Genomic DNA, 17,119 nt, shown 5'->3' with positions numbered 1-17,119 from the left:
CAGCCGATCAGATCGGCTCGCCGAACGCGTAGACCGTCTGGTGGCTCGTGACCTCGACCTCGACGGTGTCGCCGAGTTCGATCCCGCGTTCCGAGGCGTCCTGGACGATGATCTGCCGGTAGGCCTCGTCGCGGCACTTCACCGAGTCGCCGGTGCCCTCGCGGACGGCCACGACCTCCCTGGTCTCGCCGACCATCGACTCGTAGGCCTCGGCGACGACGTCCATCTTCAGTTCGGACATCTCCTTCGAGCGCTCCTTTTTCACCGACCCGCCGAGGCCCTTCAAGTCCGCGGCGTCGGTTCCCGGTCGCTTCGAGAAGCGCGTGATGTTCACCTTCTCGGGTCGCACTTCCCGGAAGAGCGCCATACTCTGGGCGTGGTCGTCGTCGGTCTCGGTCGGGAAGCCGACGATGAAGTCCGTCGAGAGCGTCCAGTAGTCCAACTTCCGGTCGAAGGTCTCGACGATCTCGACGAACTTCTCGACGCGGTGTTGGCGGCGCATATCCTCCAGCACCGTGTCCGACCCCGACTGGACCGGGAGGTGGATGAAGTTGTAGAGTTCGTCGTGGCGCGCGTACACGTCGGCCAGTTCCTCGCGGATGCCGTGGACGCCGCCGGGGTTGGCCATCCCCAGCCGGACCCGGAAGTCGCCGTCGATCTCGGTGCAGATCCGGTCCAGCAGTTCGGGGAGCTTCCGCTCGCCCTCGTCCCAGCCGTAGACGCCGGTGTCCTGGCCGGTGATTCGGAGCTCCTTCGCGCCGGCGTGGACCAGCGCGCGGGCCTTCTCGACGTTCTCCTCGACCGGCGGGGAGTCGACGCGGCCGGTCGCGAACTTCGTGATGCAGTACGAACAGTTCGAGAGACAGCCGCGGGCGATCGGGAGGATGCCGACGACGCCGTCGAGCACGGGCTCGGTCCCCGGGCCGGGGGTGGGACACTCGCCGTTCGTCACGGCCGCGGGGACGTCGTCCCAGTGGAGGATCTGCGCGTCGACGTCCTCCTCGCGGAACTCCTCGCCCTGGGCGAGCGCCATGCAGCCGGTGATGATCAGGTCCGCGGTCTCGGATTCGAGTTCTTTGGCCCGGCGGAGCATGTTGCGCTCCGTCTTCTCGACCACCGTGCAGGTGTTCATAATGGCGACGTCGGCCGCCTCCGGCCCGTCGACGGGGTAGTGGCCGGCGTCGCGGAGCGCGCTCTCGATCTGCCGGCTCTCGCCGCGGTTGGAGGTGCAACCGTACGTCTCGATGTGGTATCGGGCCATTCGGTCGGTGGAGGTACCGGATCCGCGGGCAAAAGCGCGACGGTTCGGCGTACGAGAGGAGGCCGATCCCTCACCCCCGCAGCGCTTCGACGGGCGGATCGTTGGCGGCCTTCCACGCCGGATACAGCCCGCTCAACACGCTGGCGACGACCGCGAAGCCGAAGCCGAGGACGAGATAGCGGGCGCTCGCCCACCCGAACACGAGCGTCGCGTCGCCGACCAGGACCTCGAAGGCGGCGAGGCCGACTCCCAGCGACAGCGCGGCGCCGACGACCCCGCCGATGACGCCCAGGAACGCGGCCTCGGCGAGGATCATCCGCAGGACCTCGCCGCGGCGGATGCCGACCGCGCGGAGGACGCCGATCTCGCCGCGGCGCTCGATCGTGCTCATCAGCATCACGTTCAGGATCGCGACGCTCGCGACGACCAGCGAGATCGAGCCGATGCCGATCAGTGCCAGATTGAGCGTGTTCAGGAACGACCCGATGTTCTCCTGGATGCTCGCGAAGCTCGTCACGCTCAGGATCTCCTCGTCGCCCTCGTTGAACCGCGTCTCGATGGCGTCGGCGATCCGCTGGGCCTCGTCGCCGTCGGCGGCGACGATCGTCACCGAGTCGTAGTGCTCGTCCTCGTCGAGCGCCGAGAGCGGGAGCACGAGCTCGTTGCCGCCGCCGAAGCCGCCGCCGCCGGACTCGATCAGGCCCCTGATCCGGTAGAGCTGGCCGTCGTACTCGACGGGATCGCCGAGTTCGAGGCCGAGCCGCTGTGCGGTCCCGTTGCTGAGCAACGCCCCCGCTTGGAGGCGATCGGGGTTGTCGCCGGTCGAGACCTCATACAGCGTGCTCGCCTGCGTGATCCCGGTCACGCTCACGAACGCCTCCTGTCCGTCCCGCGCGGTGAGCGTGGTGGTGTTCGACTTCTGGGGGACGACGGCGGCGTCGCCGGCGACGTCCCGGATGCGCTCTACCTGCTCGTCGGTGACGCCGTCGGTGGTGCTGTCGACGCCGGGCCTGATCGTCACCTCGTCGGCGATCCCGCCGAGGTTCGCGGTCGCCTGCTGTTGGATGGCGACGCCGGCCATCCCAAGCGACGCGATCGCGACGACGCCGATGACGATCCCCAGGGTCGCCAGCGCCGTTCGCACGCGGTTGCGGCCGAGGTTCCGCCAGGCCATCTGGACGCTCGGGAAGCGCCACAGCAGGTCGGCGATGCTCACTCGCCGATCACCCCGTCGACGAGGTTGACCTCGCGGTCGGCGTACTCCACCAGCTGTTCGTCGTGGGTCACGGCGACGATGGCGATGTTCTCCTCTTCCTTGAGCCGGGTCAGTTCGTCGAGGATGGTCGCGCCGGTGTCCTGGTCGAGGTTGCCGGTCGGCTCGTCGGCGAGGAGGATGTCGGGTTCGTTGATGAGCGCGCGGGCGATGGCGACGCGCTGCTGTTGGCCGCCCGACAGCTGATCGGGCGTGTGGTCGAGCCGGTCGCCGAGGCCGACGCGCTCCAGGAGGTCGACCGCGCGGTCGCGGCGGTCGACGTCTGTGTCCCACATCGAGGGGAGTTCGACGTTCTCGGTGGCGGTGAGCATCGGCAGCAGGTGGAACGCCTGGAAGACGAAGCCGATGCCCGAGCGGCGCTCCTCGGTGAGTTCGTCCTCGGAGAAGTCGGTCACGTCGCGGCCGTCGAGGTGGACCGTCCCCTCGGAGGGCGTATCGAGCAGGCCGATCATATTGAGCATCGTGCTCTTGCCGGAGCCGGAGGGGCCGATGACGGTGACCATCTCGCCGCGGTCGGCGGTGAAGTCGACGCCTTTCAGCGCCTCGATCGTCTCCTCGCCGCTCCGATAGCGCTTCACCACGCCGTGGAGTTCGATGACGCTCGCGCTCATCGCGCTCACTGCCGCCAGCGGTAGAGCGCGATACCACCGACGACGACGAGCACCGCGACGGCGCCGCCGATCAGCGTCAGCGGGGGCCCACCCGAGCCGCCGGACGGCCCGCCGCCAGGACCGCCTCCGCCGGGTGCCTGACCGGCGCCGAAGGCCATCGCCGGCGCGGGGTCTATCTGCAACCGCTGGGTCGTCGTCACGCGCTCGTTGTCGACGATGTAGGTGATCTCGACGGGGACCGAGGAGACCGACGCGTTCGGCGGCGTCGACGCGGTGAGCTCGAAGGTCGCGAACTCGCTGCCCTCGACCGCGCCGACGAAGTACTCGCCGGCGGGCGCGGTCGGGCTCACCGTCTCGGTGTCGGGGATCCGCACCAGGACCGACTCCGCGTCGGTGGTGCCGAGGTTGGCGGCGTCGCCCTCGATCCGCAGACCGCTTCCGGTCCGTGTCGCTTCGATCCCCGTCAGCCGGATCTCGCCGAGGACGGGCGCTTCCTCGTCGAGGTCGACGTCGAGCGTCGTGGTGTGTGACTCGCCGGCGGCGGCGTACCGCGCGGTGACCGTCATCCGCTCGGCCGCGACGTCGTCCGTGTCGAAGACGGTCGACCGGCTCGATCCCGGCCCGACGTCGAAGACGAAGTTCCGCTCGATCTCCTCTCCGTCGGTGCTGGCGACGAGCTCCACGTCGGTGAGGTTCGTGTTCCCGTAGTTGGTGAGGGTGACGCGCGTTCCCGTGCCGTTAGCCTGGCTCGTCGCGGCGAGGTCGGCTTTCACCGTCGGCGCTTCCACGTCGACGTAGACCGGGTAGGTGTAGTGCCTGTACGAACCGCCGCCGTACCGGACGGCCACGTTGACGGTGAGCCGCTTTTGGCCCGGCGTCTCGAACGTCGTCGACACCGGAACGGTCACCGACCCGCCGGGCGCGACGGAGCCGAGGTTCTCGACGCGGGCGTACTCGGTGATCGACCCGGAGTCGCGGACGTAGATGTCCGTGATCCTGACGGTCGCGCCGCTGTTTTCGAGGTTCGAGATCGTCGTCTCGATGGAGACGCGCTCGCCCGTGACGGGATCGTCCGGCGTCACCGTCACCGACGACATCTGCACAGCCGGGGCGGCTGCAGCCGGCGTCACGGCGACGCCGGCACCGCTGATCAGGAGCAACGATACGACGACTGCGCGGAGGATGGAGGACCAATTCATCGTTGGGGGCGTACGTCGTGGGGGCTACGTCGTACTCTACGCCCCGTTTCGACTCACGGCTTGCAAAATTTTCGATTCAGTGAAACTGGCGCGGCGATCTCTGGCGTCGCGAAAAGGGAATTCGATCGGCGATTCGGCTCAGTCGCCGAACATCTGGCGCATCATCGGATGCATCTCCATCAGCTGCTCCTCGGCGATCTCTTCGTACAGCTTGTACGTGATAGAGACCGTAAGCAGCAGCCCCGTCCCGGAGACGCCGCCGATGGTGCCGAGCATATTCGCCAGCACGGCGAGCAGTCCGACGAGGGCGCCGCCGATGACGGTCACCTGCGGGATGTACCGCTCCATCACCTTCTCGATCACCTGCGGGTTCCGGCGGAAGCCGGGGATCTGCATCCCCGAGTTCTGGATCTGTCGGGCGGTCGCTTCGGGACCCATCCCCGTCGTCTCGACCCAGAAGATCGCGAAGATCGCGCCGCCGACGATCATAAAGGTCAGATCGATCAGCACGCGCACGGCGATGGCGGCGGGCTCCTGGGAGGTGAACCCGAGGAACCACATCCAGTCCTGGCGGGACTGGATCGGCGAGATATACCAGAACAGGCCGCCGGTGACCTGTCCCTGGGTGTACTGGCCGAGCCACGCTGGCATCCCCGCCCACCAGTTGTTCAGGATCTGCCCGAGGAACTGGAGGTTCGCCTGCAGGGCGCGGACGAGGATCATCGGCAGGACGCTCGCGTAGATGAGCTTCACGGGGAAGCGTCCGCGAGCGCCCTTCACGTTCGCGTGCGAGAGGGGAATCTCGACGCGGACGCTCTCGGCGTAGACGACGACCGCGAAGATGAGGACCGTCGTGATGAGCGCAAGGAGTTGGCCCTGCCCGAGGAAGATGTCCGAGAGGCCGCCGGCCGTGAGCGGCGAGCCGATCTCGACGGCGCCGGTGATGATACCGACCCACGTCGGGAAGAAGCCGCTCTGGCCGCCGAGGCTCTGCCAGCTGAACAGCCCGGCGACGAGCTGCTGGCTGACGCCGGCGATGATGAACAGCCCGACGCCGCTCCCGACGCCCCACTTGCTCACGATCTCGTCCATGAATAGGATGAGGACGCCGCCGACGAACATCTGCGCGAAGATGATCCCTCGGACGCCCGCGGTACCGATGCCGAGCGACTGCGCGAGCGCCTCGCTCGGGGGCAGGAAGTTGCCCGCGAACACCATCGGCAGCCCAGTGAGACAGATCATCACGACCACGAGCAGCTTCTGGAGGCCCTGGTAGAGCACCTGGTCCCGGGGGTCGTCGGTATCGAGCCCCAGGAGGTCGGCGCCGCCGAGCAACTGCAGAACGATGCTCGCGGTGACGATCGGCCCGATCCCCAGCTGGAGGATCGACCCCTGCGAGCCGGCGAGGATGCTACGGAACTGCCCGTAGAAGTCGCTGCCCGGACCGCCCGTCTGCAGTCCGAAGAGCGTGATGTTCGTCAGGAAGAAATACAGCACGAGGATCCCGGCGGTCCAGCCGAGCTTCCGGCGGAACGGGACGTGTCCCTCCGGACGCGCGACTGACGGCATCCGCGTCAGCACCGGTTCGGCGGCCTCCTTCCATCCCATAGATTACTCCTCTGCGTCTTCGTCGTCGCTTTCTTCTTCGGCTTCGGCCTCGGCGACGATCTCCTCGCCGAGCTCTGTGAGCTCGACGCTGCCGCCGGCGTCTTCGATGAGCTCGACGGCGCCGTCGGTGAAGGCGTCGGCGACGACGTGCAGCTCCTGGCGGACCTGCCCGCCGCCGAGCACCTTCACGAAGTCGGCGTCCTCGGCGTCGTCTGCGACGTCCCGAGCGTCGACGTGGTAGGCGTCACCGTCCGTCTCGGCGAGGCCGTCAGCCGCGAGCAGCGCGGCGTCCTCGTCGATCTCGCGGACGTTCACTTCCGCGACCGTCCGCTGGGAGTCCTCGGGGCGCTTGAAGCCGTGTTTGCCGATCGGCTCGTAGTTGTGGAACTCGTGTTTGTCCCGCCCCGCGCGGCCGCGGCCGCCGCGGTGTCCGGCGCCGCGCCGGTTCTTGTGCGTGCCGCCGCCGTGGGTCCGGGAGCCGCGCTGGCGTCGCTTCTTCGACGTCATCGCATCGCCTCCAGGAGTTCGTCGATCTCTTCGGTCTGGTGCTTGCCGAGCTGACCGCCCTCGCTCGTCGGGTGCTTCTGGCCGCGGTGGCCGCCGCGCGGCGGGTGGAGCCGCAGCACGGGTGAGAGCCCCTGCTCTTTGAGGGTCGTCTCCTCGTCGACGAGCGCCTCCGCGAGCGCCTCGAAGGAGTCGTAGTCGGTGTTCTCGGACAGCCACGCCTCGTCGACGTCGGCGTCGCCGTGCTCGGGCTCCGCGCGCGTGCGGAGCACCGTCTCGACGGCGTCGACGCTCGGCTCGCCGTGAGCGACGAAGTCGTTGACCTTCGTGATCATTCCCCGGTACGTCTCGGTCTCGGGGACGAAGGTGCAGTGGTTCACGCGGTGGATGTTGAGCATCTTGAGCGTGTCGTGGACCGCCGTGCTCATATTGACTTCGCCGCGCAGTTGGACGACCGCCTGCATCACTCGTCCACCTCCGCTTCGGCCTGTTTGGCCGCGGCGCGTCGGGGCGTCCGCGACTGGGAGGCGTTCTTCAGCGCGTTGTAGGTCGCCTTCGCGAGGTTGACCGTCGTCCGCGTGTTCCCGTTCGAGCGGGTCCAGGCGTCCTGGACGCCCGCCAGTTCGAGGATGTTGCGGACGGTCTCGGCCGCGGCGAGCCCGAGCCCCTGCGGGGCGGGCATCACTTCGACGGTGACCGAGCCGGCCTTCCCCTCGGCCTTCCGGGTGAGAGAGTTGACGCCGCCGGCGGAGTCCTCCCACGAGCCGGAGCCGCGGTCGACCGAGATGATGTTCAGCTTCGCGACGTCGATCGCCTTCTGGATCGCCGACCCGACCTGATCGTCGCGGGCCTCGGCGTAGCCGAGGTAGCCGTCGCGGTTCCCGATGGCGACGACACAGCGGAACTTCACCCGGCGACCGGAGTCGGTCATCCGCTGGACCATATTGATGTCCAGCACCTCGTCGTCCAGTCCGGGGAGGAGCTGGTCGACGAGCTCGGGTTCCTTCAGGGGCAGGCCCGTGTTGAGCGCCTGCTCCATCGAGGTGACGTCGCCGTCCTGTACCATTCGGCCGAGCCGCGTGCGCGGCGTCCAGCCGTCGTTGTTGCTTTGACTCATACGTCCTCCTGCAGTCGTTCGAGCACGTCGTCGAAGTGCTCAGGGAGTTTCGTGGCGTCGAAGTCCCCCGAGTAGAGGGGCTCGTCGAGCTGTTCGGCGTACTCGGCGATGTGTTCGCCGCGGTTGCGCGACCAGTCGGCGAGCACCGACTCGTTGTGGGGGATCTCCAAGCCAGCGTCTATCGCTCCTTCCTGCACCGCGAACACCTTGTTGCCGGGCGTCGCGGTGTTCAGTCCGATGTCGAGGACGGCCTCGTCGAGGCCGGCCTCGACGGCGCGCGTCCCGGCGAGGAAGCCCGTGAGGTACGCGCTGGGGAGATTGCCCGTGGGGGCCTCCCAGCCGTACGCTTCCAGGTCCTCGGAGGACGCGGCCGCGTGCGTTTCGTCGCCGTCGGGTCCGGGGGTGATCAGCTGCGCCCTGATGTGGTTGTTGCTCACGCGAGCAACGAGGCGGGGCTTGCCCGATTTCAGCAGGCGCAACCTCTGGTGGTAGTCCGTCCGGACCTCGCGCCGACGTCGCATCGGCACCTTGTAGCGTGGTCCTGTTGCCATTATTCTATCTCCACGTCGTAGTTGTTTCTGATGTACGCTTCGAGCCGCGCCACGTCCTCGAACTCGCCACCCGACGCCTTGTTGTACACTTCGCGGTACTGCGTCGGATTGAGCGGGCCGTCGTCGCGCAGTTCCTTCAGGCGACGACGCTGAGCGCGGATGCGGCTGACCCATTCGTCTTTCGAGTTCTTCCGGCCGCCGGCCTTCCCCTTGCGGGAGCCGGGGCCCTTGCGGTGGCCGTAGGCGCGCTTCTCTGCGCGCTCGCGGGCGCGACCCTTGGAGTTGCCCTTCGCGTCCTTGGCGCGAATGGTCCCCTGGTCGACCAGGTCGCGGATGTCCTCGCGGGTGATGGCCTCCGCGATCTCGGCCTGTTCGTCGGGATCGAACCAGACGCGGTCCTTACCGACGTCGAGGACGTCGGCGGCCATACGCTTCTGTGATTTCAGGTCCGTCATTCTTCGACCTCCACTTCGACGTAGGTCGGATTGAGGACGCGGATCTCGCGGTCCTCGGCTTCCTCTTCGATCTGTTCGCGCTTGCGCGCGCCGACCTTCGAGGCGATGCGGACGGCCTGGGTGTCGCCGTCGACGCCTTCGAGGTCGTCGACGTTGTGGACGCGGACCTCCTCGAAGCCCGAGGGGTGGAGTCCGCGGGCGGCCTTCGGCGAGCGGAAGCCCGCCTCGACCATATCGCCCTTGCCCTTGATGCCGCGGCGCTGCTTCGAGAGGTTGCCGCGGGGCTTGCGCCACGATTCGGGCACGCGCTTCTTGGCGTGGTACTTCTGCCGACGGAACGCCGGCTTGCCCTCGCGGTGCTTCTGGCCGAGCGCGCGCGCCGTCTCCTCGTCGAGGTCGGGCGTCTTGTCGGCGTGGCCGCGGGGGCGGAGTTCGGTCTCGACGTCCTCGTCGGCCGTCTCCTCCTCGCTTTCGTCTTCGACTTCGGCCTCGGTCTCCTCGGAGACTTCGAGTCCGCCCACGTCCGCCTTGATGCGGGCCGCGAGCGCGTTGCCGACGCCGTCGACGTCGGCGAGTTCGGACTGGCTGGCCGCCTTCACGTCGTCGACCGTCTCGTAGCCGGCCTCGCGCAGCGCGTCCGCCTTCGAGGGGCCGACGCCGCTGATGTCTTCGAGCGACTCGATCGCGTCTTCGGTCTCGGATTCAGCGTCGACGTCTTCGTCTTCTGCCATCGCTTAGGCACCTCCGGTCTGGGGTTTCTGCGTGATGTAGACGCCGTCCTGGAAGACGCGCGTGTCCTTGTCGTTCACGCGAGTGAGCTGTTCGATGTCGGCGGCGGTCTGCCCGACGTCCTCTTTCGAGGGGCCCGTCAGGGTGACCGTCTCGCCGTCGACCTGTACCTCCGTGTCTCCGCGGATGGGCGTCCGTCGCTCGGCGCGCTCGCCGAGGAAGTTCTCGATGACGACCTCGTCGCCCTCGACGTTGACCTGCATCGGGAAGTGGGCGTAGTAGACTTCCATCTCGTACTCCCAGCCTTCGGTGACCCCGTGGATCATATTCGACACGTGGCTCTCGAAGGTCCCGACGGTCGCGTTCGTCTTGGCGTCCGCCTCCTCGGAGGCGATGACGACGTGGCCGTCCTCGACGCTGACGCTGACGGAGGGGTACCAGAGCGTCCGCGTGACGCTCCCGTTCGGCCCCTCGACCGTCAGATCGAGATTGGACACCTCGGCGGAGACCTCGTCCGGAATTTCGATTTCTACTCTGGTCATTGTCTCAGTACACGTAGGCGATTACTTGGCCACCGATGCCCTGATCGCGGGCGTCGTAGTGGCTCATCACGCCGTGGCTCGTCGTGACGATGAGCGTCCCGTAGTCGCGGGCGGGGAGGTATCGCTTCTCCCACTTCTCGAACTCGTCTGCGCCCGCCGAGTAGCGGGGCTTGACGGCGCCACATTCGTTGATCGCGCCGTTCAGTTCGACCTCGAACAGGCCGGCCTTGCCGTCGTCGACGAACTCGAAGCCGTCGATGTACCCGCGGTCGTAGAAGACCTCGAGGACGGAGCCGATGACGTTCGAGGCGGGCTGTATCTCGTGCGACAGGTGGCCCACGCTCTCGGCGTTGTCGACGCCGGCGAGCGCGTCGGCCAGTGGATCGTTTCCTGCCATAGTTATCGGTACTTCTTGAATCCCATATCGCGGGCGACCTCGCGGAAGCACTGGCGGCACAGGTAGATCTCGTACTTGCCGACGAGACCCTGATTGCGGCCGCAGCGGCGGCACTCGTGGGTCTGTCCCGTGCGCCGACTCGCGTGCTCGCCCGTCTGTTCTGTCTCTGATTCGCTCATTTGGTGACCTCCACGTCGAAGGCGTCTTCGAGGAACGCGATGGCGTCCTCGGGCGTCAGGCGGTGCGACTCCGGAATCGAGCGCGACGCCTTGTCGCGCTTCGAGACGCGGTAGCCCGGACGGACGAGGTTGACCGTCACGTCCAGCCCGTAGATCCCGATCTGGGGGTCGTACTCCTGGGACGGGAACTCGGTGTGTTCCTCGACGCCGAAACTGAAGTTGCCGGTGTCGTCGAACTGCCGCCCGCTGACGTCCGCGATCGGAAGCGCCGTCTCCAGGAAGTCGTGGGCGCGGTCGCCGCGGAGGGTGACCTTCGCGCCGACCGGGTCGCCGGTGCGGGCGCCGAACTGCGTCGCGGCGCGCGTGGCCGTCGTGCGGACGGCCTCCTGGCCGGCGATCTCTTCGAGGATCTCCTCGGCGTTCGCGAGCTCGCGACCGCCCTCGCCGACGCCCATGTGGACGACTACCTTCTCGATGCGCGGTTCGCGCATCTCGTGGAATCCGGCTTCGCTGTCGGCTTCACTGCTCATTCGTCGTCACCTCCGGCGTCGGCTTCGTCGTCCTCGACGTCGTCCGATTCGTCCGGTTCGTCTGCCGACTCGGCCTCGTCGTCCTCGACGAAGTTCTCGTCGATCACGACGACGTAGTCCTCGATCGTCTCGAAGGTCGCGTCGCCGCCGTCGACGATGACGGTGTTGTCGCCGCTGCCGGCGGTGACGGTGATCTCCTCGACCGTGCCGATCTCGCCGGAGTGGGTCCCGTCGACCGCGGTGACCAGCGCGCCCTCCTCGTAGGGGAAGTGCGCGACGATCTCCTTGTCCTCGTTGCCGACGACGAGCGAGTCCTTCGTGCTGTACTCGCCGGCGTCGTCGACGCGGACGTTCGAGCCGTCGTGGAGCGTCAGCTGGGTCGCGCCGCCCGCGACCTCCTGCTTGCTCACGATCTTGCCGAGGCGGCTGCCCGCCGCGTCGGCGTCGATCGGCGTCAGCGCGAGCCGACCGCCCTCGTCGGGGAAGACCCGGTAGTACTCTTCGCGCTCGGTGAACGCGAGGATGTCGAACATCCCCACCGGGCGCTCCTCGTCGGAGACGGCGTCGCCGTTGATCAGGACCGTGCCCTGATTCAGCGCGTAGCGCGCCTCCTTCCTCGAGTCGGCGTAGCCGAGCACGTCCCGCAGGATGACGAGCAGGGGAACCCCCGCCTCGCCGTGCGGACCCGCGCCGGCCTTGACCGTGAACGTCTGGGTCTTCCGCTCGACCGGCCAGGCGTTCGGTGCCGACAGTCGCTTCTGGTGTCGCGTCATTCGTTGTCCTCCGTGAGTCGCGCCTCGCGGCGGTCATCTTCCAGGTCCAGTTCGGTCACGCGGAGGTTCGAGGCGTCGAGCGGACGAGGCACTTCCTCGCCGTCGGCCTTCTCGACCGTCACGTCCTCGACGTAGACGGCCATCTCCCGGAGGTCCACCTCGACGACTTCGCCTTCCGTGCCGGCGTAGTCGCCGCGGAGCACCTCGACGGTATCGCCCGCGTTGACGCGAACGTTGCGCTGGCCGTACTCCTCGCGGAGGTCGTCGGCCAGCGTCGAGCGGACCTGGTCCTGCCGCTCGTGTAGGGGCGCGTTCTGCGTCCGTGTTCGCTGTTTGCGTGGTTGCTTTGTCATGCTGTGCTCACCTCAAACGATCATCGTCGCCGTCGAGGCGATGCTCCCGAAGCGCTCTGCCACTTCGCGCGCGATGGGACCCTTGATCTCGGTCCCGCGAGGCTCCTCCATCTCGTCGATGATGACGGCGGCGTTGTCCTCGAACTTCACGCGCGTCCCGTCCGGCCGGCGGATCGGCTTCCGCTGGCGGACGATGACGGCCTCGAGCACCTGGCGGCGCATCTCGGGCGTCCCCTTGGTCACCGAGACGGTGACCTGGTCGCCGATGCCCGCCTTGGGGTGTCGGTTCTTTGTTCCTGAGTAGCCCTTCACGCTGATGACCTTCAGCTCGCGTGCGCCGGTGTTGTCCGCGCACGTGATGAGCGAGCCCCGTTCGAGGCCTTTCGTGACGTCGGCTTTCAGCGCCTCCATCACTCCTCACCTCCGAGGGTCTCGACCACGACGTGAGCCTTGGTCTTCGACAGCGGTCGGGTCTCTGCGATGCGCACCGTGTCGCCCTCCTCGAGCTCGACGCACGGGGGTGCGTGAGCCGGAATGCGACTACGCCGCTTCATGTAGCGGTCGTACTTGGGAACGTGAACGTCGTATTCACGCTCCACGATGACGGTTTTCTCCATGTCGGTGGAGGCGACCGTGCCCTCGAGCGTCTGTCCGCGCACGGAAAGTGTCCCGTGGAACGGACAGTTCTCGTCGGAGCAGGCCTCCTCCGGTGCTTCTACGTTCAGTCCTATCGCCATAGTGTGTCACCTGCCTTCTCGGTCCGCAAGGCGGGTCGTGAGAGCAGACGTGTGCCATCCACCGTAACGTAGGCCGCGCCCTCGCAACGGCCAGACTGACCGGCATCGAATCCGCCGGCAGTATCCGACCGAAGTTCGGACGCGGTCCCCGACGCCTTCGCGGCGTCGGCGGCTTCATCTGTGCGTTCGCGTTCGTCTCCGCGTTCGTGTTCGTCGCTTCCGCGTCCCCGCGCGTCGCCCCCTCCGGACGGGTCGTCCGAGGCGGCGTCGGACGCGGGAAGCTCGAACTCCAGGGTCGAGCCCTGCTTGGGCACCTGCTTCACCCGGGCCGACGCCGCGGCCGCGCTCTCGGCGGCCTCGGCATCGGCGTCGCAGTCGCTGACGTCGACGTGCAGGGTCTGCATCGTCTCGACGACGACGCGGCCGCAGATCCCGACGAGGTCGGGGTTGGGCGCGTCGACGACGGCCACGCGAAGGCCGTTGAGCTCGTGTCGCGTCAGCGTCTCGGGTGTCAGTGCCATTGGGATCTTACTCGTCGTCGAGGTCGCCTTCTTCCTGCTGGATCGTCTTGATCCGCGCGATCGTCTTCTTCAGCTCGTTGACGCGGCCCGGGTTCTCCGGGGCCCCGCCGGCGGCCTGGACGGCCCGCGTGTTGAGCAGCTCCGTCTCGAGCTCTTCGAGCTCGGCTTCGCGCTCGGCGGGCGTCATATCGCGGATCTCTTCGGTGTAGAGGATCGCCATTATTCGTCAGCCTCCTCGTCGGCGTCGGCCTCGTCGGCCTCTTCCATCTCGTCGAGGAGCTCCTCGGCCTCGGCCTCGACGTCCTCGTCGAGTTCGTCGAGTTCCTCCTCGACGTCCGATTCGGTCGGGACCTCGACGTCCTCGTCATCTTCGGCCTCGGTCTCGTCGATGACCTCCTCGACGACTTCCTCGTCGATGACCTCTTCGGGCTCCTCGTCGGGGATCTCGACGTCCTCGTCGGCCTCGCCGACCTCGGGGACCTCCTCGGGTTCCTCTTCGAGGAGGGCCTCGACGCCCTCGCTCTCGGCGACCTGCTCGACGGGCTCGACGTCGACGTCCTCGTGGATCTCGAAGTCGTCGGGCAACTCTGCGCCCGGCGGGATGATCTTCACGGTCACGCCGATCGTGCCGAGCTTCATCACGGCGACGCCCTGACCCTCGTCGACGATCTCCTGGGCGGGCTCGCCGTTGTGCTTGATGTAGCCGCGGTTGAACTTCTCTACGCGCGAGCGGGCGCCCGTGACCTTGCCGCTCAGGACGATCTCGGCGCCGAGGGCGCCGGATTCCATAATGCGGTCGATCGTGGTGTGGCCGGCCTTGCGGAAGTACCAGCCGCGCTCTAAGGCGTTGGCGAGGCGGTCCGCGACGATGCGGGCGTTCAGGTCGGGCTCGTCGACCTCCTGGACGTCGATCTGGGGGTCGTCGAGGTCGAACCGCTCTTCGAGTTCGCGGGTTACCTTGCGGATGTTCTTGCCGCCCTTGCCGATGACCATACCGGGCTTTTCGGCCTTCAGGACGATCTGGGTCCCCATCGGGGTCTTCGCGACGTCCATCCCGCCGTAGCCGGCGCGACCGAGCTCGTCGGCGAAGAACTCGTCGATCTGCGAGCGCTGCAGTCCGTCCTCGATGAACTGGTGTTCGTCGGCCATTAGGCTTCGACCTCCTCGGGTTCCTCGATGATGAGTTCGACGTCGCACTCGACGGTGTTCCACGGGTCGGCGCTGCCGAACGCGCGGGGCTTGCGGCCCTGGCGCTCGCCGACCTTGTGGGGCGCGACGTGCTTGATGACCATCGAGCGGCCGTCGAACCCCTGCTCGTCCGCGTTCGACGCGACGTTGTGCAGGAGTTCGAGGAACGCCTTCGAGGCCTTCTCGGGGTAGCGGCCCGCGTCCCAGCCGTCGATGTCGGAGCGGTGTCCGACGCCGGAGTTGTGCTGGCGGAACGGGACCGACTGCTTCTCGTCGACGACGTCTTCGAGGTAGTCCTCGGCGTCTTCGACGGTCATCCCTTTGATCTCGCGGGCGATGGCCTTGCTGTGCTTCAGGCTGATGGGCCGCTCGCGGAGCATCCCCTTGGCGGTGGTCTCCGGGTCGGCCTCGACGCTGTAGTTGATACCCATGGTTTATTTGAGCGGCACGAACTTCGAGGACCGGGTCGCGCCGATGCCGGCCTGCCCGTGTTCGACCGACGTCCGGGTCAGCTGGAACTCGCCCAGGTAGTGTCCGATCATCTCGGGCTCGACGCGGACGCGCTCGAAGGACTGCCCGGTGTACACCTCGAACGTCTTCTCGACGAACTCGGGGAGGACGGGCATGTCGCGGAGGTGCGTCCGGATCGGGTCGTTGGCCGTCTCCTGGACGCCGGCCTCGCGGGCCTCCTCCAGCAGTTTCTCCTGCTGGACGGAGAGTCCTCGTTCGATGGTTCGCCGCTGTCGAGCGGGGAGCAATTCCGCGACCTCTTCGAGCGACATCTCCTGCAGCTCGTCGAGCGTGTGGCCGCGGTAGGTGAACTCACCCTCGCGGCCGGTGCGGTATTCCGAACTCATTAGTTGTCCTTGCCTCCTTTGCCGCCTCGGCCGGTCCGCTTCGAGGCGATGTCACCGACCTTCCGTCCCGGCGGGGCGTCCCGCGAGACGGACTTCGGCTGTCCGGGGTGCTGGCGGCCGCCGCCACCGAACGGGTGGTCGACGGCGTTCATCGCGACCCCGCGGACGCGCGGCCACTTGATGCCGCGCGCTTTCATCTTGTGGTGCTTCTTGCCCGCCTTCACGAACGGCTTTTCCGTCCGACCGCCGCCGGCGACGACGCCGACGGTGGCGCGGCACTGCGGGTTCAGCCGCTTTACCTCCCCGGAGGGGAGCTGGACGACCGCGACCTTGCGGTCGTGTGTGAGCAGCTGGGCGCTCGTCCCGGACGCGCGGGCGAACTTCCCGCCGTCGCCGGGCTGGCGCTCGACGTTACAGACGGGGACCCCCTCGGGGATCTCCGCCAGCGGGAGCGTGTTCCCGGGTTTGATCTCCGCGCTCACGCCGACCTGGATCGTGTCGCCGACGGCGACGCCCTCGGGCGCGAGGATGAGGCGCTGGTCCCCGTCCTCGAACTCGACGGCGACGACCGGCGCGCTGCGGGCGGGGTCGTGTTCGATGTCGACGACCGTCCCGGAGACGGTGTCGTCCGATTCGGCCTTCTTGTGCGAGAGTTCGGCCTTGTAGCGGTGCGAGGGCGCCCGGAAGGTGGGCGTCCCGCGACCGCGACGCTGGCCCTGAATTCGTCGTCCCATTCTCAGAACACCCCGATTCGCGAGGCGACTTCCTGTGCGTCGTCGTCTTCGCTCAGCTGTACGGTCGCCTTCTTCCGGCCGCGCGGCGTCACCTGCGTGTTGACCTTCGTGACCGACACGTCGTAGCGCGACTCGATCTCCTCGACGATCTCGGGCTTTTCGGCGTCGAGATCGACGATGAACTGGAGCTTGTTGTCGAAGTCCATCTCGTCCATCGCCTTCTCGGTGACGAGCGGGTGGTCGATGAGCGAGCTCATCGGTCGGCCACCTCCTCGATCGCGCTCTCGGTGAAGAGCGTCAGTCGGCCCGCCTGCGTGCCGGGCGCGAGGTCCTCGGCGCTGACGTTGTCGGCGGTGACCACGTCGGCGCCGGCGAGGTTCCGCGCCGCCTTCGAGGGCTCGTCGCTCGTGACGAAGAGGATCGACTTCGGCCGGGTGTACTTCCGACCCCGGGTCTTGCCGCGACCCGCCTTCACCTTCTTGTTCTCGTCGGAGCGCTCGATGTCCGCGTGGACGCCGAGCGCCTCCAGGAGGTCGACGACCTCGCGGGTCTTCACCAGATCCTCGAAGTCGTCGGAGACGACGAGCGGGAGTTCGACGCCGTCGTCGAACGCGTGACCGCGCTCGCGGACGATCTCTTCGTCCGCGGTGGCGGCGATCGCCGATCGGACGGCGAGCTTCCGCTCCTTGTCGTTGATGTCCTTGCCCTGGTCTTTCTCTGCCTTCGGCGGGTGCGCCTTACGACCTTTGACCGTGTGCGGGACGCGCCGCGCGCGCCCGTTCTCGCGGGGCACGTGCGCCATCCCGCGGCCGCTGCCGAACGATTCGGCGGGAGTTCGGAGCCCCGCGTAGGGGTCGGCACCGTACGCCTGTTTTCGGTTCGCCTGCGCGGCGACGACGGCGCGCTCGATGAGGTCCGGACGGTACGGGGTCTCGAAGACCTCGGGGAGGTCGAGCGTGCCGGCGTCGTCGCCGTTCAGGTCGCGAATTGTTGCCTGCAT

27 protein-coding genes are annotated in these 17,119 nt (G+C 67.6%); all 27 read right to left on the bottom strand.

Annotation, left to right across the window (positions count from 1 at the left end):
• Positions 1-7: 7 nt before the first annotated feature.
• Positions 8-1,261: a tRNA (N(6)-L-threonylcarbamoyladenosine(37)-C(2))-methylthiotransferase gene (locus ACQUQ0_RS09835; RefSeq protein ID WP_435184855.1), complete on the bottom strand. Its 1,254-nt coding sequence runs from the start codon at positions 1,259-1,261 to the stop codon at positions 8-10.
• Positions 1,262-1,331: 70 nt separating this feature from the next.
• Positions 1,332-2,477 (bottom strand): ABC transporter permease, encoded by a 1,146-nt coding sequence (locus ACQUQ0_RS09830; RefSeq protein ID WP_435184854.1) that lies wholly within the window; start codon positions 2,475-2,477, stop codon positions 1,332-1,334.
• Positions 2,474-3,145 (bottom strand): ABC transporter ATP-binding protein, encoded by a 672-nt coding sequence (locus ACQUQ0_RS09825; protein ID WP_435184853.1) that lies wholly within the window; start codon positions 3,143-3,145, stop codon positions 2,474-2,476. Before ACQUQ0_RS09825 ends, ACQUQ0_RS09830 begins: the two co-directional genes overlap by 4 nt.
• Before the next feature lie 5 nt (positions 3,146-3,150).
• Positions 3,151-4,344 carry a hypothetical protein gene (locus ACQUQ0_RS09820; RefSeq protein ID WP_435184852.1) on the bottom strand — a complete coding sequence of 398 codons (1,194 nt, stop codon included), beginning with the start codon at positions 4,342-4,344 and terminating at the stop codon, positions 3,151-3,153.
• Positions 4,345-4,482: 138 nt separating this feature from the next.
• Positions 4,483-5,952, bottom strand: coding sequence for a preprotein translocase subunit SecY (gene secY / locus ACQUQ0_RS09815; RefSeq protein ID WP_435184851.1), 1,470 nt, complete (start codon positions 5,950-5,952; stop codon positions 4,483-4,485).
• A gap of 3 nt (positions 5,953-5,955) precedes the next feature.
• Entirely contained in the window at positions 5,956-6,459 is a 504-nt protein-coding gene (locus tag ACQUQ0_RS09810; RefSeq protein ID WP_435184850.1) for an uL15m family ribosomal protein, read from the bottom strand.
• Positions 6,456-6,920 (bottom strand): 50S ribosomal protein L30, encoded by a 465-nt coding sequence (locus ACQUQ0_RS09805; RefSeq protein WP_435184848.1) that lies wholly within the window; start codon positions 6,918-6,920, stop codon positions 6,456-6,458. The genes ACQUQ0_RS09810 and ACQUQ0_RS09805 overlap by 4 nt, the downstream gene beginning before the upstream one ends.
• A complete protein-coding gene (locus ACQUQ0_RS09800; RefSeq protein ID WP_372390943.1) occupies positions 6,920-7,573 on the bottom strand; it encodes a 30S ribosomal protein S5 in 654 nt (217 codons plus the stop codon). The genes ACQUQ0_RS09805 and ACQUQ0_RS09800 overlap by 1 nt, the downstream gene beginning before the upstream one ends.
• On the bottom strand, positions 7,570-8,124 hold the full coding sequence (locus ACQUQ0_RS09795) for a 50S ribosomal protein L18 (protein ID WP_435184846.1): 555 nt from the start codon (positions 8,122-8,124) through the stop codon (positions 7,570-7,572). The genes ACQUQ0_RS09800 and ACQUQ0_RS09795 overlap by 4 nt, the downstream gene beginning before the upstream one ends.
• Positions 8,124-8,579 carry a 50S ribosomal protein L19e gene (locus tag ACQUQ0_RS09790; RefSeq protein WP_372390939.1) on the bottom strand — a complete coding sequence of 152 codons (456 nt, stop codon included), beginning with the start codon at positions 8,577-8,579 and terminating at the stop codon, positions 8,124-8,126. Before ACQUQ0_RS09790 ends, ACQUQ0_RS09795 begins: the two co-directional genes overlap by 1 nt.
• The gene (locus tag ACQUQ0_RS09785; RefSeq protein WP_435184845.1) at positions 8,576-9,310 is read right to left on the bottom strand and encodes a 50S ribosomal protein L32e; all 735 of its coding nucleotides are present in this window, start codon (positions 9,308-9,310) and stop codon (positions 8,576-8,578) included. Before ACQUQ0_RS09785 ends, ACQUQ0_RS09790 begins: the two co-directional genes overlap by 4 nt.
• A gap of 3 nt (positions 9,311-9,313) precedes the next feature.
• The gene (locus ACQUQ0_RS09780; RefSeq protein WP_435184844.1) at positions 9,314-9,850 is read right to left on the bottom strand and encodes a 50S ribosomal protein L6; all 537 of its coding nucleotides are present in this window, start codon (positions 9,848-9,850) and stop codon (positions 9,314-9,316) included.
• A 4-nt stretch (positions 9,851-9,854) separates the two neighbouring features.
• On the bottom strand, positions 9,855-10,247 hold the full coding sequence (locus ACQUQ0_RS09775; protein WP_372390932.1) for a 30S ribosomal protein S8: 393 nt from the start codon (positions 10,245-10,247) through the stop codon (positions 9,855-9,857).
• Positions 10,248-10,249: 2 nt separating this feature from the next.
• A complete protein-coding gene (locus ACQUQ0_RS09770; RefSeq protein ID WP_372390930.1) occupies positions 10,250-10,426 on the bottom strand; it encodes a 30S ribosomal protein S14 in 177 nt (58 codons plus the stop codon).
• Positions 10,423-10,956, bottom strand: a complete 534-nt coding sequence (locus tag ACQUQ0_RS09765; RefSeq protein WP_435184843.1) for a 50S ribosomal protein L5 — start codon at positions 10,954-10,956, stop codon at positions 10,423-10,425. The genes ACQUQ0_RS09770 and ACQUQ0_RS09765 overlap by 4 nt, the downstream gene beginning before the upstream one ends.
• The gene (locus ACQUQ0_RS09760) at positions 10,953-11,729 is read right to left on the bottom strand and encodes a 30S ribosomal protein S4e (protein WP_435184841.1); all 777 of its coding nucleotides are present in this window, start codon (positions 11,727-11,729) and stop codon (positions 10,953-10,955) included. The genes ACQUQ0_RS09765 and ACQUQ0_RS09760 overlap by 4 nt, the downstream gene beginning before the upstream one ends.
• Entirely contained in the window at positions 11,726-12,082 is a 357-nt protein-coding gene (gene rplX, locus ACQUQ0_RS09755; protein ID WP_372390923.1) for a 50S ribosomal protein L24, read from the bottom strand. The genes ACQUQ0_RS09760 and rplX overlap by 4 nt, the downstream gene beginning before the upstream one ends.
• A 12-nt stretch (positions 12,083-12,094) precedes the next feature.
• Positions 12,095-12,493 (bottom strand): 50S ribosomal protein L14, encoded by a 399-nt coding sequence (locus ACQUQ0_RS09750; RefSeq protein WP_121569963.1) that lies wholly within the window; start codon positions 12,491-12,493, stop codon positions 12,095-12,097.
• Positions 12,493-12,819 carry a 30S ribosomal protein S17 gene (locus tag ACQUQ0_RS09745; protein ID WP_372390919.1) on the bottom strand — a complete coding sequence of 109 codons (327 nt, stop codon included), beginning with the start codon at positions 12,817-12,819 and terminating at the stop codon, positions 12,493-12,495. Before ACQUQ0_RS09745 ends, ACQUQ0_RS09750 begins: the two co-directional genes overlap by 1 nt.
• Positions 12,810-13,340, bottom strand: coding sequence for a ribonuclease P protein component 1 (locus tag ACQUQ0_RS09740; protein ID WP_435184840.1), 531 nt, complete (start codon positions 13,338-13,340; stop codon positions 12,810-12,812). The genes ACQUQ0_RS09745 and ACQUQ0_RS09740 overlap by 10 nt, the downstream gene beginning before the upstream one ends.
• A 7-nt stretch (positions 13,341-13,347) precedes the next feature.
• Entirely contained in the window at positions 13,348-13,560 is a 213-nt protein-coding gene (gene rpmC, locus ACQUQ0_RS09735; protein WP_435184839.1) for a 50S ribosomal protein L29, read from the bottom strand.
• Positions 13,560-14,489, bottom strand: coding sequence for a 30S ribosomal protein S3 (locus ACQUQ0_RS09730; RefSeq protein WP_435184838.1), 930 nt, complete (start codon positions 14,487-14,489; stop codon positions 13,560-13,562). Before ACQUQ0_RS09730 ends, rpmC begins: the two co-directional genes overlap by 1 nt.
• The gene (locus ACQUQ0_RS09725; protein WP_372390915.1) at positions 14,489-14,959 is read right to left on the bottom strand and encodes a 50S ribosomal protein L22; all 471 of its coding nucleotides are present in this window, start codon (positions 14,957-14,959) and stop codon (positions 14,489-14,491) included. Before ACQUQ0_RS09725 ends, ACQUQ0_RS09730 begins: the two co-directional genes overlap by 1 nt.
• A 3-nt stretch (positions 14,960-14,962) precedes the next feature.
• The gene (locus ACQUQ0_RS09720; protein ID WP_435184836.1) at positions 14,963-15,385 is read right to left on the bottom strand and encodes a 30S ribosomal protein S19; all 423 of its coding nucleotides are present in this window, start codon (positions 15,383-15,385) and stop codon (positions 14,963-14,965) included.
• Complete coding sequence (locus ACQUQ0_RS09715; RefSeq protein ID WP_435184835.1) at positions 15,385-16,119, bottom strand: 50S ribosomal protein L2; 735 nt, start codon at positions 16,117-16,119, stop codon at positions 15,385-15,387. Before ACQUQ0_RS09715 ends, ACQUQ0_RS09720 begins: the two co-directional genes overlap by 1 nt.
• 2 nt (positions 16,120-16,121) lie before the next feature.
• Entirely contained in the window at positions 16,122-16,376 is a 255-nt protein-coding gene (locus ACQUQ0_RS09710) for a 50S ribosomal protein L23 (protein ID WP_435184834.1), read from the bottom strand.
• Positions 16,373-17,119: a 50S ribosomal protein L4 gene (gene rpl4p / locus ACQUQ0_RS09705; protein WP_435184833.1), complete on the bottom strand. Its 747-nt coding sequence runs from the start codon at positions 17,117-17,119 to the stop codon at positions 16,373-16,375. Before rpl4p ends, ACQUQ0_RS09710 begins: the two co-directional genes overlap by 4 nt.

It is taken from the genome of Halobellus sp. EA9 (assembly GCF_051195055.1).
Lineage (GTDB): Archaea > Halobacteriota > Halobacteria > Halobacteriales > Haloferacaceae > Haloquadratum > Haloquadratum rubicundus.
Note: the sequence above shows the minus strand (reverse complement) of the source record. Positions and strands in the feature narration are given on the sequence as shown.

What these genes read in the sequence shown, in the direction of transcription:
- ACQUQ0_RS09805 (WP_435184848.1), bottom strand. Translation starts at nt 6,920, where the DNA reads ATGCAGGCGGTCGTCCAACTGCGCGGCGAAGTCAATATGAGCACGGCG.
- ACQUQ0_RS09780 (WP_435184844.1), bottom strand. Translation starts at nt 9,850, where the DNA reads ATGACCAGAGTAGAAATCGAAATTCCGGACGAGGTCTCCGCCGAGGTG.
- ACQUQ0_RS09710 (WP_435184834.1), bottom strand. Translation starts at nt 16,376, where the DNA reads ATGAGCTCGCTCATCGACCACCCGCTCGTCACCGAGAAGGCGATGGAC.
- ACQUQ0_RS09775 (WP_372390932.1), bottom strand. Translation starts at nt 10,247, where the DNA reads ATGGCAGGAAACGATCCACTGGCCGACGCGCTCGCCGGCGTCGACAAC.
- ACQUQ0_RS09730 (WP_435184838.1), bottom strand. Translation starts at nt 14,489, where the DNA reads ATGGCCGACGAACACCAGTTCATCGAGGACGGACTGCAGCGCTCGCAG.
- ACQUQ0_RS09740 (WP_435184840.1), bottom strand. Translation starts at nt 13,340, where the DNA reads ATGGCACTGACACCCGAGACGCTGACGCGACACGAGCTCAACGGCCTT.
- ACQUQ0_RS09750 (WP_121569963.1), bottom strand. Translation starts at nt 12,493, where the DNA reads ATGGAGGCGCTGAAAGCCGACGTCACGAAAGGCCTCGAACGGGGCTCG.
- ACQUQ0_RS09825 (WP_435184853.1), bottom strand. Translation starts at nt 3,145, where the DNA reads ATGAGCGCGAGCGTCATCGAACTCCACGGCGTGGTGAAGCGCTATCGG.
- ACQUQ0_RS09765 (WP_435184843.1), bottom strand. Translation starts at nt 10,956, where the DNA reads ATGAGCAGTGAAGCCGACAGCGAAGCCGGATTCCACGAGATGCGCGAA.
- rpmC (WP_435184839.1), bottom strand. Translation starts at nt 13,560, where the DNA reads ATGGCGATCCTCTACACCGAAGAGATCCGCGATATGACGCCCGCCGAG.
- rplX (WP_372390923.1), bottom strand. Translation starts at nt 12,082, where the DNA reads ATGACAAAGCAACCACGCAAACAGCGAACACGGACGCAGAACGCGCCC.
- ACQUQ0_RS09770 (WP_372390930.1), bottom strand. Translation starts at nt 10,426, where the DNA reads ATGAGCGAATCAGAGACAGAACAGACGGGCGAGCACGCGAGTCGGCGC.
- ACQUQ0_RS09820 (WP_435184852.1), bottom strand. Translation starts at nt 4,344, where the DNA reads ATGAATTGGTCCTCCATCCTCCGCGCAGTCGTCGTATCGTTGCTCCTG.
- ACQUQ0_RS09725 (WP_372390915.1), bottom strand. Translation starts at nt 14,959, where the DNA reads ATGGGTATCAACTACAGCGTCGAGGCCGACCCGGAGACCACCGCCAAG.
- ACQUQ0_RS09785 (WP_435184845.1), bottom strand. Translation starts at nt 9,310, where the DNA reads ATGGCAGAAGACGAAGACGTCGACGCTGAATCCGAGACCGAAGACGCG.
- ACQUQ0_RS09810 (WP_435184850.1), bottom strand. Translation starts at nt 6,459, where the DNA reads ATGACGTCGAAGAAGCGACGCCAGCGCGGCTCCCGGACCCACGGCGGC.
- ACQUQ0_RS09835 (WP_435184855.1), bottom strand. Translation starts at nt 1,261, where the DNA reads ATGGCCCGATACCACATCGAGACGTACGGTTGCACCTCCAACCGCGGC.
- ACQUQ0_RS09760 (WP_435184841.1), bottom strand. Translation starts at nt 11,729, where the DNA reads ATGACGCGACACCAGAAGCGACTGTCGGCACCGAACGCCTGGCCGGTC.
- ACQUQ0_RS09790 (WP_372390939.1), bottom strand. Translation starts at nt 8,579, where the DNA reads ATGACGGACCTGAAATCACAGAAGCGTATGGCCGCCGACGTCCTCGAC.
- secY (WP_435184851.1), bottom strand. Translation starts at nt 5,952, where the DNA reads ATGGGATGGAAGGAGGCCGCCGAACCGGTGCTGACGCGGATGCCGTCA.
- ACQUQ0_RS09715 (WP_435184835.1), bottom strand. Translation starts at nt 16,119, where the DNA reads ATGGGACGACGAATTCAGGGCCAGCGTCGCGGTCGCGGGACGCCCACC.
- ACQUQ0_RS09795 (WP_435184846.1), bottom strand. Translation starts at nt 8,124, where the DNA reads ATGGCAACAGGACCACGCTACAAGGTGCCGATGCGACGTCGGCGCGAG.
- ACQUQ0_RS09800 (WP_372390943.1), bottom strand. Translation starts at nt 7,573, where the DNA reads ATGAGTCAAAGCAACAACGACGGCTGGACGCCGCGCACGCGGCTCGGC.
- rpl4p (WP_435184833.1), bottom strand. Translation starts at nt 17,119, where the DNA reads ATGCAGGCAACAATTCGCGACCTGAACGGCGACGACGCCGGCACGCTC.
- ACQUQ0_RS09745 (WP_372390919.1), bottom strand. Translation starts at nt 12,819, where the DNA reads ATGGCGATAGGACTGAACGTAGAAGCACCGGAGGAGGCCTGCTCCGAC.
- ACQUQ0_RS09720 (WP_435184836.1), bottom strand. Translation starts at nt 15,385, where the DNA reads ATGAGTTCGGAATACCGCACCGGCCGCGAGGGTGAGTTCACCTACCGC.